Here is a 15,085-nt window from a genome sequence, read left to right as displayed (position 1 = left end):
ATTGCATGATTAATGATAAAGATCTCTCCACATGGCAGACGTTTCGTCGCCTATGGCCGATGATCTCCCCCTATAAAGCCGGGCTGGCCGTTGCGGCTGTGGCGCTGGTGGTCAACGCCGCAGGCGATACGCTGATGCTGTCCCTGCTCAAGCCGTTGCTGGATGACGGATTCGGCAAGGCTGATCGCAGTGTACTGGTGTGGATGCCGTTGGCTATCATCGGGTTGATGATTATGCGCGGCATCTCCAGTTATGTGTCCAGTTATTGTGTGGCCTGGGTATCGGGCAAGGTGGTGATGAACATGCGTCGTCGGCTGTTCAGCCACATCATGGGGATGCCGGTGTCCTTTTTTGATCAGCAATCTACCGGCACATTGCTATCGCGTATCACCTATGATTCCGAGCAGGTGGCCTCCTCATCGTCAAACGCGCTGGTAACCGTAGTACGTGAAGGGGCGTCGATCATTGGCCTGTTTGTGCTGATGTTCTGGTACAGCTGGCAGTTATCGCTGATTTTGGTGCTGATTGCACCGTTCGTTTCCTACAGCATGCGGGTGGTGTCAAAGCGTTTTCGTAGTATCAGCAAAAATATGCAAAACACCATGGGGCAGGTTACGACCAGCGCTGAGCAGATGCTGAAAGGGCACAAAGAAGTGCTGATTTTTGGCGGGCAGTCCGTCGAAGCGGAGCGTTTCGATGCCGTCAGCAATCGCATGCGTCAGCAGGGCATGAAAATGGTATCCGCGTCTTCCATTTCTGACCCGGTGGTGCAGTTGATTGCTTCTCTGGCGCTGGCATTCGTGTTATATGCCGCCAGTTTCCCGTCGGTGATGGAAACGTTAACGGCCGGTACCATCACGGTAGTGTTCTCCTCCATGTTTACGCTGATGCGGCCATTGAAGTCGCTCACTAACGTCAATGCGCAGTTTCAGCGTGGTATGGCCGCCTGCCAGACCCTGTTTACCATTCTGGATATGGAGCAGGAGAAAGACACCGGTACTCGTGTACTGGAGCACGCTAAAGGCAATATCGAATTCCGTGATGTCAACTTCGCCTATCCTGGTAAAGAAACGCTGGCGTTAAAAAATATTAGCCTGCATATCCTGCCCGGAAAAACTGTGGCGCTGGTAGGGCGCTCAGGTTCTGGCAAGTCGACCATCGCCAATCTCATTACCCGTTTTTACGATATCCAGTCTGGCGAAATTCTGTTGGATGGATGCGATTTACGCGATTATACGCTGCCATCATTACGCAGCCAGGTGGCGTTGGTATCGCAGAATGTTCACCTGTTTAACGATACCATTGCCAACAATATTGCCTATGCCTGCGGCGATCGCTACAGCCGTGAGGATATCGAGCGGGCGGCCAAAATGGCCCACGCGATGGATTTCATCGGCAAGCTGGATCAGGGGTTGGATACCGTCATCGGTGAGAACGGGGTGTTACTGTCTGGCGGTCAACGTCAGCGTATCGCTATTGCCCGTGCGCTGTTGCGGGATTGCCCGATTCTGGTTCTGGATGAGGCGACATCGGCGTTGGATACCGAGTCAGAGCGCGCTATTCAGGCGGCATTGGACGAATTGCAAAAGAACCGTACTGCGCTGGTTATTGCCCACCGTTTGTCCACGATTGAAAATGCGGATGAAATTCTGGTGGTAGAGGATGGGCAGATCATCGAGCGTGGTCAGCATGCTGAGTTGCTGGCGCGAAACGGGGCCTATGCCCAGCTCCACAAATTGCAGTTTGGCGCATGATTGAACGCATCTGGTCGGGGCGCTCTGCACTGTATCTGGTGTTGCTACCGCTGTCGTTGCTCTATGGGCTGGTGAGTCATCTTATACGGCTGAGTTATCAGTATGGCTGGCGCAAGGTGTGGCGTGCGCCAGTACCGGTCGTGGTCGTTGGAAATCTGACGGCGGGCGGCAATGGTAAAACACCTATTGTTATCTGGCTGGTGGAGCAATTGCAGCAGCGGGGTTATCGCGTTGGTGTGGTGTCGCGTGGCTATGGTGGTAAAGCGGAACACTATCCGCTACGGGTGACTGATGAGGTGACTACTGCACAGGCCGGTGATGAACCGCTACTGATTTACCAGCGTACCGGTGTGCCGGTTGCTGTTGCCCCCAAGCGCTGTGACGCGGTGAAAGCATTGCTGGCTCAGCACCTACTGGATGTGATTGTAACAGATGACGGTTTGCAACATTACGCGCTGGCTCGGGATATGGAACTGGTGGTGGTAGACGGCATTCGTCGTTTTGGGAATGGCTGGTGGTTGCCTGCCGGACCGATGCGGGAGCGGGCCTCGCGCTTGCGGACTGTTGACGCAGTCATTGTGAATGGCGGTGACGCTCGACCGGGCGAAATTGCCATGCAACTGACGGCGGGCGATGCCGTGAATTTGCTGACCGGAGAACGCCGGGCGGTAGCGACGTTGCCGCCATTGGTCGCAATGGCGGGAATCGGCCATCCACCGCGTTTTTTTGCTACGCTGAAAGCGCTGGGAAGCACGCTGGTGCGTGAAGTGGCGTTCGCCGACCATCAACACTGGCAAGCTGAAGAATTACAGCGGCTGACTGCCTCTGACCAGCAGCCCCTGATGATGACGGAAAAAGATGCGGTGAAATGCCGCGCTTTTGCGCGTGCCAACTGGTGGTATCTGCCGGTTGATGCCGTATTGTCGGCACCGGAGTCGACGTTACTATTACAGCGTCTGACGCAACTGATTGATACGCACAGTATGTCGCGCCAGACGAAAACCGGGTGACCGGCTATTTTTGATAATCGCTTCTTGATGGGAGGAAGCATGGATCATCGTTTGCTTGAAATCGTGGCTTGCCCGGTGTGTAACGGGCGGTTAGTTTTTGACAAAGAGAAACAGGAACTGATTTGCAAAGTCGACGGGCTGGCTTACCCGGTACGGGATGGTATTCCCGTACTGTTGGAAAATGAAGCTCGTTCACTGGCGCCGGATGAGATTGCACAATGACGTTTACCGCAATTATTCCCGCTCGCTATGCATCCACCCGGTTGCCAGGTAAACCGCTGGCGGATATTCATGGCAAACCTATGGTGATACACGTCATGGAGCGTGCCCGTGAGTCGGGTGCCAGTCGTGTTGTGGTGGCGACCGATCATGCCGATGTGGCTCGTGCCATTGAGCTGGCGGGGGGCGAAGTCTGTCTGACCAGCCCGGACCACAACTCCGGTACCGAGCGGCTGGCTGAAGTGATCGACCGTTATGGGTTTGCCGATGACGAAATCATCGTCAACGTGCAGGGTGATGAACCGTTGATTCCGCCGGTGATCATTCGTCAGGTAGCAGATAATCTGGCGGGCAGCCGTGCTGGTATGGCAACGCTGGCTGTGCCGATCACGACCTGTGAGGAAGCGTTTAACCCGAACGCGGTGAAAGTGGTAACCGATGCAGAAGGGTATGCGCTTTACTTCTCGCGCGCCACAATCCCGTGGGAACGCGACCGCTTTGCCGAATCCCAGGAGACTATCGGTGATCATTTCCTGAGACATATTGGGATTTATGCGTATCGTGCCGGATTTATTCGTCGCTATGTTGGCTGGGCGCCCAGCCAGCTGGAAAAAATCGAAATGCTGGAGCAACTGCGTGTGCTCTGGTACGGCGAGAAGATCCATGTTGCGGTAGCCAAAGAAGTGCCGAGCGTCGGCGTTGATACCCCTGAAGATCTGGCTCGTGTCAGAGCGGTCATGATGGCTAACTGACGTCGGTTTCGGTATACCGCCTCGCAAGCGCATGTGCTAACAACACATGCGCTTTTTTTATCCCACCTTTTTTTATCACACACAGTGCCGTTATCGGTACCAGCCGTTCAGCATCATTCGCATAATGCCTGCCAGTGGCCTCGCTGGTCAGTTCTGCCTGAAGACTTGTCAGCTTTGCCTGAGGAGAGGTAATCCTGTCATGAATAAATCCGGTGTCTGAGAAGGCCGATTTTTATTATTGGCAGGAATAATGAAGCAGAGGAATGAAAAAAAGGAATGAAAAAATAATGAAAAAGAGATCGGAATAATAAAAACCGATGACGCAGATGCACAATGATTAACCATGGCTTATTATTGGATGGCATTCATCCCATTATGATGAATGTATTAATTTTTTACTTAAGGATGGAGTAACAATGAATATGAATAAAAAACTTTTACCCATAATCATGGGATGCGTACTGACTGGGACTGCCGCACAAGCTCTGGCGGCAGAATACTATCTGGCACCGAACGGCAGTGATTCAGGCAACGGCGGTAAAAGCGCTCCCTGGAAATCGTTCGCCCGCGCACAACAAACCCTCTCCCCCGGCGATCGCCTGTGGGTTCGTGGTGGTACCTATACCTTTACCGCTGGGCTTAACAGCTGCGCCAGTCAGACGGATATCGTGAATGCGATTACTCTCAACAAGAGTGGCACCTCCGGCAAACGCATTGAATATGTCGCCTATACCGGTGAAACCCCGGTGTTTGATTTCAGCCAGATGAAAGATGATTGCCGCGTTAAAGGATTTAACGTCGTCGCAGACTGGATAACCCTGAAAGGGCTCGAAATAAAAGGCGTGCCGCAAAACAATAATAAAAACCACGAGTCATGGGGGGTATGGATAAAAGGCAGCAACAATCGGTTTGAGCAGCTCGATATCCATCACATCATGGGTACGGGGTTATTCTTGCAAAATGGTGCGAATAACACCGTACTTAATTCTGACTCGCACCATAACTATGATCCGTTGACATCTAATGGCGCCGGACAGAGTGGTGATGGTTTCGGTGCGCATATCGCCGCTAACATGCCAGGCAATATTTTCAGCGGCTGCCGTGCCTGGTCTAATTCGGATGATGGTTTTGATCTTATCAACGCGTATTCCTCGGTCACTATCGAGAACTCCTGGGCCTGGTCTCACGGCTATCTGCCCGGTACCACGACATCCCTGGCTGCCGGTAACGGCAACGGCTTCAAGGCGGGTGGCTATGGCGCCAAATATATCAGCAATGCGCCGAAACACATTGTGCGAAATTCGGTGGCCTTTCTGAATAAAGCCGCCGGTTTTTATGCTAACCACCATCCGGTCGCGAACGATTTCTTCAACAATACGTCGTACAGAAATGCGGTTAACTTCAGCATGCGTGGCATTGATGAAAACGGTAACGCGATAGCATTGGGTACCCTGCGCAACAATATTTCCTATGCGGCGAAGTCGCAATCACTGGCCTATACCGATGGCGCGAATATGCGCTACAACTCCTGGAATTACAGCAACGTGATTTCTGATGCGGAATTCCAGAGTGTATCGACCACCGGTTGGGACGCGCCACGTCAGGCTGATGGCAGCTTGCCGGTGCTCAAACACCTGCGTCTGGCGACAGATAGCTGGATGATCGATAAGGGCGGTGACGTGAAGATTGCGTATCAAGGTGCCGCGCCGGATCTGGGGGCGTTTGAGCTGAAATAAGGTGAGTTGAAAATAAGTCGAGGTGTGGCCGCTATCCGGAAGGATAGATGACGATACCACCGGATATCTCACTAATGCCCGCTTCGGCGGGCTTTTTTTGCCGGTAAACCAGCGACAGTGGGGGATGGCCGTTCTGCGGGGGACTGAATACTGTCTATCGTCAATCAGTTGCACCGTTGTATATCCCGCTTTCTTTGATCTGCATTGGGGAAATTGTTATGTGCTACTCGCATGATAAGTGCATGTGACAATGACACGCGATCGCACCACACACGAGCACTACCGTACGTGATGAGTAAAGTGCGAGGTGAGTACGACTGTGATCAGTACGACGCGAGTCTGCAACCGCGAGATAGGTCGCTTATGGAACTCTTGAAAGCTGAATTGAGTACGGTGCTGGGGGAATCACTCAGTCGCCTTGAACGCATCAGTGAACAACCTTACGCGCACTTGTATGCTCTGTACGATCACGCGGGCAATGCGATGCCACTGCTGGCGAAAAGTTATATTTGCCAGGGCGTTGCCGCACAGGAAGCGTATAAGCTGACCATGCTGTCCCGCGAAGGTGAAGTCAGGCTACCCACTGTTTACGGGATGGTGATGACGCATCAGGCACCTTATAAGGAGTTGCTGCTCATCGAACGCTTGCGTGGCGTATCGGTAGAAGCACCGTCCCGCTCGCCCCAGCGCTGGACATTACTGATGGATCAAATTGTCGAGAACATGCTGGCGTGGCACCGCATCGACAGTCATGGCTGCGTCGGCACGGTAGACAGTACACAAGATAATAGCTGGGCAAACTGGTATCGCCAGCGACTGGAGGTGCTATGGGCCACGCTGATGAATGTCAATGCTACGCAACTGACCCAGCAGGATCGCACCGTGCTGTACCGCTCACGACAAAGTCTGCCCAGATTGTTTGAGGACTTTGATGACAATTGCGTACTGGTGCATGGCAATCTGACCTTGCGCAGCATGCTCAAAGACCCCCGCAGCGATCAATTGCTGGCGATGATCAACCCCGGCATGATGCTGTGGGCCCCGAGAGAGTATGACCTGTTCCGTTTGTGCGAAGAGCCGGGTATGCCGCAGCAGTTGTTTTATCACTATCTGAAACAGGCACCGTTGGCAGAATCCTTTGTTTGCCGCCGCTGGCTGTACATCCTGTGGGCGGCGGTTTCCCGTTATATCCACACCGGCCAGTTGGATCGCCCCTTATTTGATACCGCAACTCGGGAATTACTGCCCTGGCTTGAATAATCAGCAACGCGGGTGATGTGTGGGTCTCCCGCGTGGCCGTTATCAATCTATCCGGCATTAGTCTATCCGCCATCAGTCGGTCGGCTATCAGGATTCCGGCTGTGGGGTGACCCCTTTCATTTGTTGCCAGATAAGCCCCAGTCCTTCATACCAGGCGCGTTCACTGTGAGACAGATAGAGCGCGGAGGGGAATACCCGTTCCCAGGGGTTTAACGGCGAGGTGATAGCCAATTGATTGGCGGGCGCAGGAATGGGATGCAGCCCGCGAGCCTGAAAAAAGCGAATCGCGCGTGGCAGGTGGTTGGCGGAGGTGACCAGCAGGAATGGTTGCTTGCCGATCAGGGCCTCAGTTCCCGCCGCTTCTTCTTCCGTATCGCGCGCCTTATCCACCAGCAGGATATCTTGTGCGGGCACACCCAGACTTTCCGCGACCCGCGCCGCAGTGCTGGCGCTGGTAACGGGATTTCCCTGTGCCGCAGCACCGGTAAAAATGAGTTTGGCGCCAGGGTTAGCACGCCAGAGCCGAATACCTTCGGTGACCCGGGCAAGGCTGTTGTTGATAAGATTGGCGCTGGGGGGCCAGTCCGGATTAAAGGTATACCCGCCACCCAACACCACGATGTAATTCACTTTAGGAAAATCCGGCGTCCAGGTCGGGTAACGGGATTCCAATGGCAGCAGCAGCCTGTCAGCCACGGGTTGCAGGCTCAACAATAACAGGACCAGCCAGCCGCCGGTCAGCATGATGCGAGCGGTTTTTTGCCAGCGCGAAAACCACAACAGGGCGAGCGCGATACCCAGTACCAGCATTAACAACGGCAGTGGCAGTAACAGACTACCGATGTATTTTTTGACGGCAAACAGCATAAAATAGCGTCCCTTTTGAATGAAAAAACATCATACGGGCGAAATTAGCGTGTTCAAACCATTTATTCCAGGCCAGCCTGTGACAGAATGTCAGGTTCAGAGAAAAACCAGTTGTTTAGGTAGTACAGTCACCCATCATGCAGAACCGTGGAATGCAGGATCGTAATTTTAACGATATCGCTGACAAATTTGCCCGCAACATTTATGGCACCACCAAAGGGCGGTTACGTCAGGCGGTATTGTGGCAGGATCTTGAAACCCTGTTGACACGCCTGCCGTCACAACCGCTGCGTATTCTGGATGCGGGCGGTGGCGAAGGGCCGATGTCCCGCCGTCTGGCGGCGTTGGGCCATCAGGTGTTGTTGTGCGATCTCTCCGATGAGATGATTACGCGCGCCCATGAAGCGGCGCGTGAACAGGGTGTGGCGGATAACATGCGTTTCGTGCGCTGTGCTGCGCAGGATGTCGGTGCACATTTATCGCAACCGGTCGATCTGGTGTTGTTTCACGCCGTGTTGGAGTGGGTCGCACAGCCGCAACACGCGTTGCGTGCGTTGACCGATTGTCTGGCACCGGGCGGTGCGCTATCGCTGATGTTTTACAACCACCAGGCGCTGGTAATGCGCAATATGGTGCTGGGTAACTTTGGTTATGTTGAAGCCGGTATGCCCAAGCGCAAGCGGCGTTCGCTGTCACCGGACCACCCGTTGGACCCGCCGCAGGTCTATCAGTGGCTTGCTGAACTGGGGCTGCAATTGAGCGGTAAGACCGGCATCCGGGTGTTTCATGACTACCTGCAGAATAAGCAACAACAGATTGATGATTTTGACCTGCTGCTGGCGCTGGAGCAGCGCTATTGTCGGCAGGAGCCCTTTGTCAGCCTGGGGCGCTACATTCATGTTATGGCGCATAAGCCCCCTATGAAGGATGCATTATGAGTGATTTTTCCCAGACCGTACCCGAACTGGTTGCCTGGGCGAGAAAAAATGACTTTGCCATTACGCTGCCCACTGAGCGTCTGGCGTTTTTGCTGGCTATCGCCACCTTAAACGGTGAGCGTATGGATGGCGAAATGAGCGAAGGGGAACTGGTGGATGCGTTTCGTCATGTCAGTAAAGGCTTTGAACAAACCCATGAAACCATTCCGGTACGTGCCAATAATGCGATCAACGATTTGGTGCGCCAGCGTTTGATCAACCGATTCACCAGTGAGCTGGCGGATGGCAACGCAATTTACCGGCTGACGCCGTTGGGTATCGGTATCACCGACTATTACATTCGTCAGCGTGAATTCTCCGCACTGCGTCTGTCAATGCAGTTGTCGATCGTGGCGCAGGAGCTGGGGCGCGCGGCTGAGGCTGCGGAAGAGGGGGGCGACGAGTTTCACTGGCACCGCAATGTGTTCGCACCGCTCAAGTATTCGGTGGCGGAAATTTTCGACAGTATCGACCTGTCGCAGCGCGTGATGGATGAGCAGCAGCATGGGGTGAAAGAGAATATCGCCGGGCTGCTCAATCAGGACTGGCGTGCGGCGATTTCCAGTTGTGAAAAACTGTTGACCGAAACGTCCGATACCTTGCGTGAATTGCAGGACACGCTGGAAGCGGCGGGTGACAAGTTACAAACCAGCCTGCTGCGTATTCAGGATGCGACGCTCGGCCATGCTGAACTGGCGTTTGTCGACAATTTGGTTTTTGACCTGCAGGGTAAACTTGACCGCATTATCAGCTGGGGCCAGCAAAGCATTGACCTGTGGATCGGTTACGACCGCCATGTTCACAAGTTTATCCGTACCGCCATCGATATGGATAAGAATCGCGTCTTTGCCCAGCGGTTGCGTCAGTCGGTACAAAGCTATTTCGAGGCGCCATGGGCGCTGACCTACGCCAACGCCGATCGCCTGCTGGACATGCGCGATGAAGAGCTGGCGTTGCGTTCTGAAGAGGTCACCGGTGAGTTGCCGCCGGATCTGGAGTATGAAGCCTTCAGTGAAATTCGTGAGCAGATCGCCGCTATGATCGAGCAGGCGCTGCAGAAATACAAACAGCAACAAATACCGCTTAATCTGGGTGACGTTGTGCGGGAATACCTGACACAGTACCCGCGCTCGCAGCATTTTGATGTTGCCCGAATCGTGGTCGACCAGGCAGTTCGCCTGGGCGTGGCCGAAGCTGATTTCACCGGATTGCCTGCGCTGTGGCAGGCAATCAATGATTACGGAGCCAAGGTACAGGCCCATGTCATCGACAAATATTGATCAACACGTTTCCGCCCGGCTGATGACCGCGCTCTCCAACACCTTATTTCCGGCGCTGGACAGCCAACTGCGCGCCGGTCGCCACATTGGCGTGGAAGAGCTGGAAAATCACGTTTTCCTGATGGATTTTCAGGATGAGCTGGAGCAGTTCTACGGCCGTTATAACGTGGAGCTGATTCGCGCTCCCGAGGGATTTTTCTACCTGCGACCGCGCTCCACCACGCTTATCCCGCGTTCGGTGTTGTCCGAGCTGGATATGATGGTGGGCAAAATTCTCTGTTATCTCTACCTCAGCCCCGAGCGGCTGGCGCATGAGGGCATTTTCAGCCAACAGGAACTGTATGAAGAACTGCTGAGCCTGGCGGATGAGAACAAATTGTTGAAGCTGGTAAACCAGCGTTCCACCGGCTCGGACCTTGACCGGCAGAAATTGCAGGAGAAGGTGCGCACCTCGCTTAACCGGTTACGTCGTCTTGGCATGATCTATTTTATGGGTGTCGACAGCAGCAAATTCCGTATCACCGAAGCGGTGTTTCGTTTTGGTGCCGATGTGCGTAGTGGTGATGACCCACGTGAAGCGCAATTGCGGATGATCCGTGATGGAGAAGCCATGCCGATAGACGGCAGCCTGTCGCTGGACGATAGCGATGAGGGGACTGGCGATAACGCCTCCGGTGATGATCAACGTGCTGAGGATGAACAGGAATGATTGAACGCGGTAAATTTCGCTCACTGACGCTGGTTAACTGGAACGGCTTCTTTGCCCGCACGTTTGATCTGGACGAACTGGTAACCACTTTGTCCGGAGGCAACGGCGCTGGGAAATCCACCACCATGGCGGCGTTTATCACTGCGCTGATCCCCGATCTGACGCTGTTGCACTTCCGTAACACCACAGAAGCGGGTGCCACCAGCGGTTCTCGTGATAAAGGGCTGCACGGTAAGCTACGTGCCGGAGTGTGTTACTCGGTGCTCGATGTCGTCAACTCTCGTCATCAACGTGTGCTGGTCGGGGTCCGCCTGCAGCAGGTCGCCGGGCGTGACCGTAAGGTCGATATTAAACCCTTTACCATTCAGGGCCTGCCGATTGCCGTTTCCCCGACGCAGATCCTCACCCAGACGGTGGGCGAGCGGCAGGCACGCGTGCTGTCGTTGCAGGATGTCAAAGACCGGCTTGACGAGTACGAAGGCGTTCAGTTCAAGCAGTTCAATTCCATCACCGATTACCATTCGTTGATGTTTGATCTGGGCGTAGTGCCCAGACGCCTGCGTTCGGCATCGGACCGCAGTAAGTTTTATCGCCTGATCGAAGCCTCGCTGTACGGCGGGATTTCCAGTGCCATTACCCGCTCGCTGCGCGATTACCTGTTGCCGGAAAACAGCGGCGTGCGTAAAGCCTTCCAGGATATGGAAGCGGCACTGCGTGAAAACCGCATGACGCTTGAAGCTATCCGCGTTACCCAGTCGGACCGCGACTTGTTTAAGCACCTGATCTCTGAAGCGACCTCGTACGTGGCGGCCGACTACATGCGCCACGCCAATGAGCGACGTGTGCATCTGGATGGCGCGCTGGCGCTGCGTCGTGAGTTGTTCGCCAGCCGTAAACAGTTGATCACCGAGCAAACCCGCCATGTGGAAATGGCGCGTGAACTGCAAGAACAGAGCGGTGCTGAAAGCGATCTCGAAACCGATTATCAGGCTGCCAGCGATCACCTCAATCTGGTGCAGACTGCGATGCGCCAGCAGGAGAAAATCGAGCGTTACAACGCCGACCTGGAAGAGCTGAGTTACCGGCTGGAAGAACAAAACGAGGTGGTGGAAGAAGCGCGCGATCAACTGGAAGAGAATGAAGCCCGCGCTGACGCCGCCGAGCAGGAAGTAGACGAGCTGAAGAGCCAATTGGCCGATTACCAGCAGGCGCTGGATGTGCAGCAGACGCGTGCGATTCAGTACCAGCAGGCACAGCAGGCGCTGGAGCGTGCCCGCAGCTTGTGTCAGGTGCCTGAACTGACAGCGGATAACGCCGATGAGTGGCTCGACAGCTTCCAGGCCAAAGAGCAGGAAGCGACAGAATTGCTGCTGATGCTGGAGCAAAAGCTGAGCGTGGCAGATGCCGCCAACAGCCAGTTCGAGCAGGCTTATCAGTTGGTGTGCCGCATTGCCGGTGCCGTCAGTCGCAGTGAAGCCTGGGATGTTGCGCGCGAGCTCTTGCGCGACAGCTCTTCCCAGCGTTATCTGGCTGAGCAGGTGCAACCGCTGCGTATGCGGGTGTCGGAACTTGAACAGCGTCGGCGCGAACAACAAGACGCCGAGCGTTTGTTGCAGGAATTCATCAAGCGTAGTGGCCAGGATTATCAGCCGGAAGACCTCGACGACCTGCAACAGGAACTGGAAGCGCGTATCGAAGATTTATCCGTCCGAGTGTCGGAGGCTGGCGAGCATCGTCTGGCACTGCGTCAGGAACTGGAACAGATCCAGCAACGAATCGCGCAACTGACCACTCGCGCACCGGTATGGCTGGCGGCGCAGGAAGCGCTGACCCAGTTAGGTGAACAGAGCGGCGAGCATTTTGCTGATAGCCAGCAAGTCACCGAATTCATGCAGCAATTGCTGGAGCGCGAACGTGAAACCACGGTGGAGCGCGACAGTGTAGCGGCTCGTAAGCAGCACATTGACGCACAGATTGAACGCCTGAGCCAACCGGGCGGCTCTGAAGACCCGCGGCTTAACGCACTGGCGGAGCGGTTTGGCGGTGTGCTGCTGTCTGAAATTTATGATGATGTGACGCTGGATGACGCGCCGTACTTCTCCGCGTTATACGGCCCGTCGCGTCACGCCATCGTGGTGGCGGACTTGTCACTGGTGCGCGATCAACTGGCCGGTCTGGACGATTGCCCGGAAGACCTCTATTTGATTGAAGGGGATCCGCAGTCGTTTGACGATAGCGTGTTTGAAGTCGAAGAGCTGGAAAAAGCGGTGGTGGTGAAAATCGCCGATCGTCAGTGGCGTTATTCTCGCTTCCCCGAGGTACCACTGTTTGGTCGTGCGGCCCGTGAACAGCGTCTGGAAAGCCTGCGTGAAGAACGCGAGCAACTGGCGGAACAGTACGCCACGCTGTCGTTTGACGTCCAGAAAATCCAGCGTCTGCATCAGGCGTTCAGTCGCTTTATCGGTAGCCATTTAGCGGTGGCATTTGACGCGGATCCGGAAGCGGAAATCCGCCAGATCAGTAGCCGACGCAGCGAGCTGGATCGCGCTATCAGTAATTTCGATAACGAAAATCAGCAGCAGCGTCAGCAATATGAGCAAGCGAAAGAGCAGGTCGGTATGCTAAACCGCCTGATCCCGCGTATCAGCCTGCTGTGTGATGATGCGTTGGCCGATCGGGTGGAAGAACTTCGTGAAGAGCTGGACGAAGCCGAAGACGCGGCGCGTTTTATCCAGCAGCATGGTGCTGCGCTGGTGAAACTGGAACCGCTGGCGGCGGTGTTGCAAAACGACCCGCAGCAGCATGAGCAAATGCGTGAAGATTATGCGCAGGCGCAGGCGGCGCAACGTACTGCCAAACAGCAGGCGTTCGCCCTGACCGAAGTGGTGCAGCGTCGCGCACACTTCAGCTATACCGACTCGGCGGGCATGCTCAATGCCAATGCCGATCTTAATGATAAATTGCGTCAGCGGCTGGAGCAGGCTGAGCAGGAGCGTACCCGTGCCCGCGAGCAACTGCGACAGCATCAGGCGCAACTGACCCAATACAGCCAGTTGCAGGCATCGCTGAAGAGTTCTTATGACGCTAAACGCGACATGCTCAAGGAATTGACGCAAGAGCTGTCGGATATCGGTGTTCGTGCAGATGCTGATGCAGAAGCGCGTGCCCGGACACGTCGTGATGAACTGCATGCGGCGTTAAGTGCCAACCGTTCTCGCCGTAACCAGTTGGAAAAACAGATAACCTTCTGTGAAGCGGAAATGGATAGCTTGCAGAAGAAGCTGCGTAAGCTGGAGCGTGATTACCATGTCATGCGCGAGCAGGTGGTGACCGCCAAGGCGGGCTGGTGCGCAGTGATGCGCTTGGTGAAAGACAATGGCGTAGAGCGTCGTTTGCACCGCCGTGAACTGGCGTACATGAGTGGCGACGAACTGCGCTCGATGTCGGATAAGGCACTGGGGGCGTTGCGTCAGGCGGTAGCGGATAACGAACACCTGCGTGACGTGCTGCGCATGTCGGAAGATCCGAAACGACCGGAGCGCAAAGTTCAGTTCTACATTGCGGTGTATCAGCATCTGCGCGAGCGCATCCGTCAGGATATCATCCGTACCGATGACCCGGTGGAAGCCATCGAACAGATGGAGATAGAACTGAACCGGCTGACGGAAGAACTCACCGCCCGCGAGAAAACGCTGGCGATCAGTTCCCGCAGTGTGGCGAACATCATCCGCAAGACCATCCAGCGCGAACAAAACCGTATCCGCATGCTCAACCAGGGATTGCAGTCGGTGGCATTCGGTCAGGTTAAGAGTGTGCGGTTGAATGTGAACGTGCGCGAAACCCATACCACGCTGCTTAATGTCTTATCCGAGCAGCAGGAACTGCATCAGGACCTGTTCAACAGCACCCGACTGACCTTCTCTGAAGCATTGGCGAAGCTGTACCAGCGCCTGAACCCAGAAATCGACATGGGGCAGCGTACGCCGCAGACCATCGGCGAAGAGCTGCTGGACTACCGAAACTATCTGGAGATGGAAGTGGAGGTTAACCGTGGTGCCGATGGTTGGTTGCGTGCTGAGAGTGGGGCGTTGTCCACGGGGGAGGCCATCGGTACCGGGATGTCGATTCTGGTGATGGTGGTACAGAGCTGGGAAGAAGAGTCCCGCCGTTTGCGTGGCAAGGATATTTCGCCGTGCCGTCTGCTGTTCCTCGACGAAGCGGCGCGTCTGGATGCGAAATCCATCGCGACCTTGTTCGAGCTGTGTGAACGGTTGGAAATGCAGCTGATTATCGCCGCGCCGGAAAACATCAGCCCGGAAAAAGGCACCACCTACAAACTGGTGCGAAAAGTATTCCAGAACCACGAGCATGTTCATGTGGTGGGGCTACGCGGGTTTGGTGCCGAAACGAAAGAGAACCTGCCGACGCCGTAATCTCCCCTTCGTAATTCTCATTTGAGCAACAATGCGCCATATCGTCGGTTATGGCGCATTGTCCCCGCGATCCCTGTCTTTTCACCGG

At 55.0% G+C, this 15,085-nt stretch carries 11 protein-coding genes; 10 read left to right on the top strand and 1 reads right to left on the bottom strand.

The genetic code is table 11. From position 1 onward, the window contains the following. The first annotated feature begins 5 nt into the window (after positions 1–5). The 6 genes from msbA to DD586_RS11085 all read left to right on the top strand — a co-directional run bounded on the left by msbA (position 6) and on the right by DD586_RS11085 (position 6,731). The gene (msbA, locus tag DD586_RS11110; protein ID WP_012884916.1) at positions 6–1,754 is read left to right on the top strand and encodes a lipid A ABC transporter ATP-binding protein/permease MsbA; all 1,749 of its coding nucleotides are present in this window, start codon (positions 6–8) and stop codon (positions 1,752–1,754) included. Continuing rightward, entirely contained in the window at positions 1,751–2,764 is a 1,014-nt protein-coding gene (gene lpxK / locus DD586_RS11105) for a tetraacyldisaccharide 4'-kinase (RefSeq protein ID WP_012884915.1), read from the top strand. The genes msbA and lpxK overlap by 4 nt, the downstream gene beginning before the upstream one ends. A gap of 39 nt (positions 2,765–2,803) precedes the next feature. After that, complete coding sequence (locus DD586_RS11100; RefSeq protein WP_012884914.1) at positions 2,804–2,986, top strand: Trm112 family protein; 183 nt, start codon at positions 2,804–2,806, stop codon at positions 2,984–2,986. After that, positions 2,983–3,735, top strand: coding sequence for a 3-deoxy-manno-octulosonate cytidylyltransferase (gene kdsB / locus DD586_RS11095; protein WP_012884913.1), 753 nt, complete (start codon positions 2,983–2,985; stop codon positions 3,733–3,735). The genes DD586_RS11100 and kdsB overlap by 4 nt, the downstream gene beginning before the upstream one ends. 416 nt (positions 3,736–4,151) lie before the next feature. Then, positions 4,152–5,471 (top strand): pectate lyase PelN, encoded by a 1,320-nt coding sequence (pelN, locus tag DD586_RS11090; RefSeq protein ID WP_012884912.1) that lies wholly within the window; start codon positions 4,152–4,154, stop codon positions 5,469–5,471. A gap of 363 nt (positions 5,472–5,834) precedes the next feature. Next, a complete protein-coding gene (locus DD586_RS11085; RefSeq protein ID WP_012884911.1) occupies positions 5,835–6,731 on the top strand; it encodes a YcbJ family phosphotransferase in 897 nt (298 codons plus the stop codon). A gap of 87 nt (positions 6,732–6,818) precedes the next feature. Here the strand turns inward: DD586_RS11085 and elyC are convergent, their stop codons facing one another. After that, positions 6,819–7,598 carry an envelope biogenesis factor ElyC gene (gene elyC, locus DD586_RS11080; RefSeq protein ID WP_012884910.1) on the bottom strand — a complete coding sequence of 260 codons (780 nt, stop codon included), beginning with the start codon at positions 7,596–7,598 and terminating at the stop codon, positions 6,819–6,821. 152 nt (positions 7,599–7,750) lie between these two features. Here elyC and cmoM point away from each other — a divergent pair, with 152 nt between their 5' ends. Genes cmoM through mukB form a run of 4 tightly spaced genes read left to right on the top strand, consistent with a single transcriptional unit; the run spans position 7,751 to position 14,997 of the window. Continuing rightward, positions 7,751–8,536 (top strand): tRNA uridine 5-oxyacetic acid(34) methyltransferase CmoM, encoded by a 786-nt coding sequence (cmoM, locus tag DD586_RS11075; RefSeq protein WP_041164432.1) that lies wholly within the window; start codon positions 7,751–7,753, stop codon positions 8,534–8,536. Next, positions 8,533–9,855: a chromosome partition protein MukF gene (gene mukF, locus DD586_RS11070; RefSeq protein WP_012884908.1), complete on the top strand. Its 1,323-nt coding sequence runs from the start codon at positions 8,533–8,535 to the stop codon at positions 9,853–9,855. Before cmoM ends, mukF begins: the two co-directional genes overlap by 4 nt. Then, entirely contained in the window at positions 9,836–10,564 is a 729-nt protein-coding gene (mukE, locus tag DD586_RS11065) for a chromosome partition protein MukE (protein ID WP_012884907.1), read from the top strand. Before mukF ends, mukE begins: the two co-directional genes overlap by 20 nt. Beyond that, positions 10,561–14,997 carry a chromosome partition protein MukB gene (gene mukB, locus DD586_RS11060; RefSeq protein WP_012884906.1) on the top strand — a complete coding sequence of 1,479 codons (4,437 nt, stop codon included), beginning with the start codon at positions 10,561–10,563 and terminating at the stop codon, positions 14,995–14,997. The genes mukE and mukB overlap by 4 nt, the downstream gene beginning before the upstream one ends. The last annotated feature ends 88 nt before the right edge of the window (positions 14,998–15,085 follow it).

Origin of the sequence: Dickeya parazeae Ech586, assembly GCF_000025065.1 — a bacterium.
Lineage (GTDB): Bacteria > Pseudomonadota > Gammaproteobacteria > Enterobacterales > Enterobacteriaceae > Dickeya > Dickeya zeae.
Note: the sequence above shows the minus strand (reverse complement) of the source record. Positions and strands in the feature narration are given on the sequence as shown.

Excerpts from the sequence above, each read along its gene's own strand:
- mukF (WP_012884908.1), top strand. The coding sequence starts at position 8,533 with ATGAGTGATTTTTCCCAGACCGTACCCGAACTGGTTGCCTGGGCGAGA.
- kdsB (WP_012884913.1), top strand. The coding sequence starts at position 2,983 with ATGACGTTTACCGCAATTATTCCCGCTCGCTATGCATCCACCCGGTTG.
- pelN (WP_012884912.1), top strand. The coding sequence starts at position 4,152 with ATGAATATGAATAAAAAACTTTTACCCATAATCATGGGATGCGTACTG.
- msbA (WP_012884916.1), top strand. The coding sequence starts at position 6 with ATGATTAATGATAAAGATCTCTCCACATGGCAGACGTTTCGTCGCCTA.
- mukB (WP_012884906.1), top strand. The coding sequence starts at position 10,561 with ATGATTGAACGCGGTAAATTTCGCTCACTGACGCTGGTTAACTGGAAC.
- DD586_RS11085 (WP_012884911.1), top strand. The coding sequence starts at position 5,835 with ATGGAACTCTTGAAAGCTGAATTGAGTACGGTGCTGGGGGAATCACTC.
- DD586_RS11100 (WP_012884914.1), top strand. The coding sequence starts at position 2,804 with ATGGATCATCGTTTGCTTGAAATCGTGGCTTGCCCGGTGTGTAACGGG.
- lpxK (WP_012884915.1), top strand. The coding sequence starts at position 1,751 with ATGATTGAACGCATCTGGTCGGGGCGCTCTGCACTGTATCTGGTGTTG.
- mukE (WP_012884907.1), top strand. The coding sequence starts at position 9,836 with ATGTCATCGACAAATATTGATCAACACGTTTCCGCCCGGCTGATGACC.
- elyC (WP_012884910.1), bottom strand. The coding sequence starts at position 7,598 with ATGCTGTTTGCCGTCAAAAAATACATCGGTAGTCTGTTACTGCCACTG.
- cmoM (WP_041164432.1), top strand. The coding sequence starts at position 7,751 with ATGCAGGATCGTAATTTTAACGATATCGCTGACAAATTTGCCCGCAAC.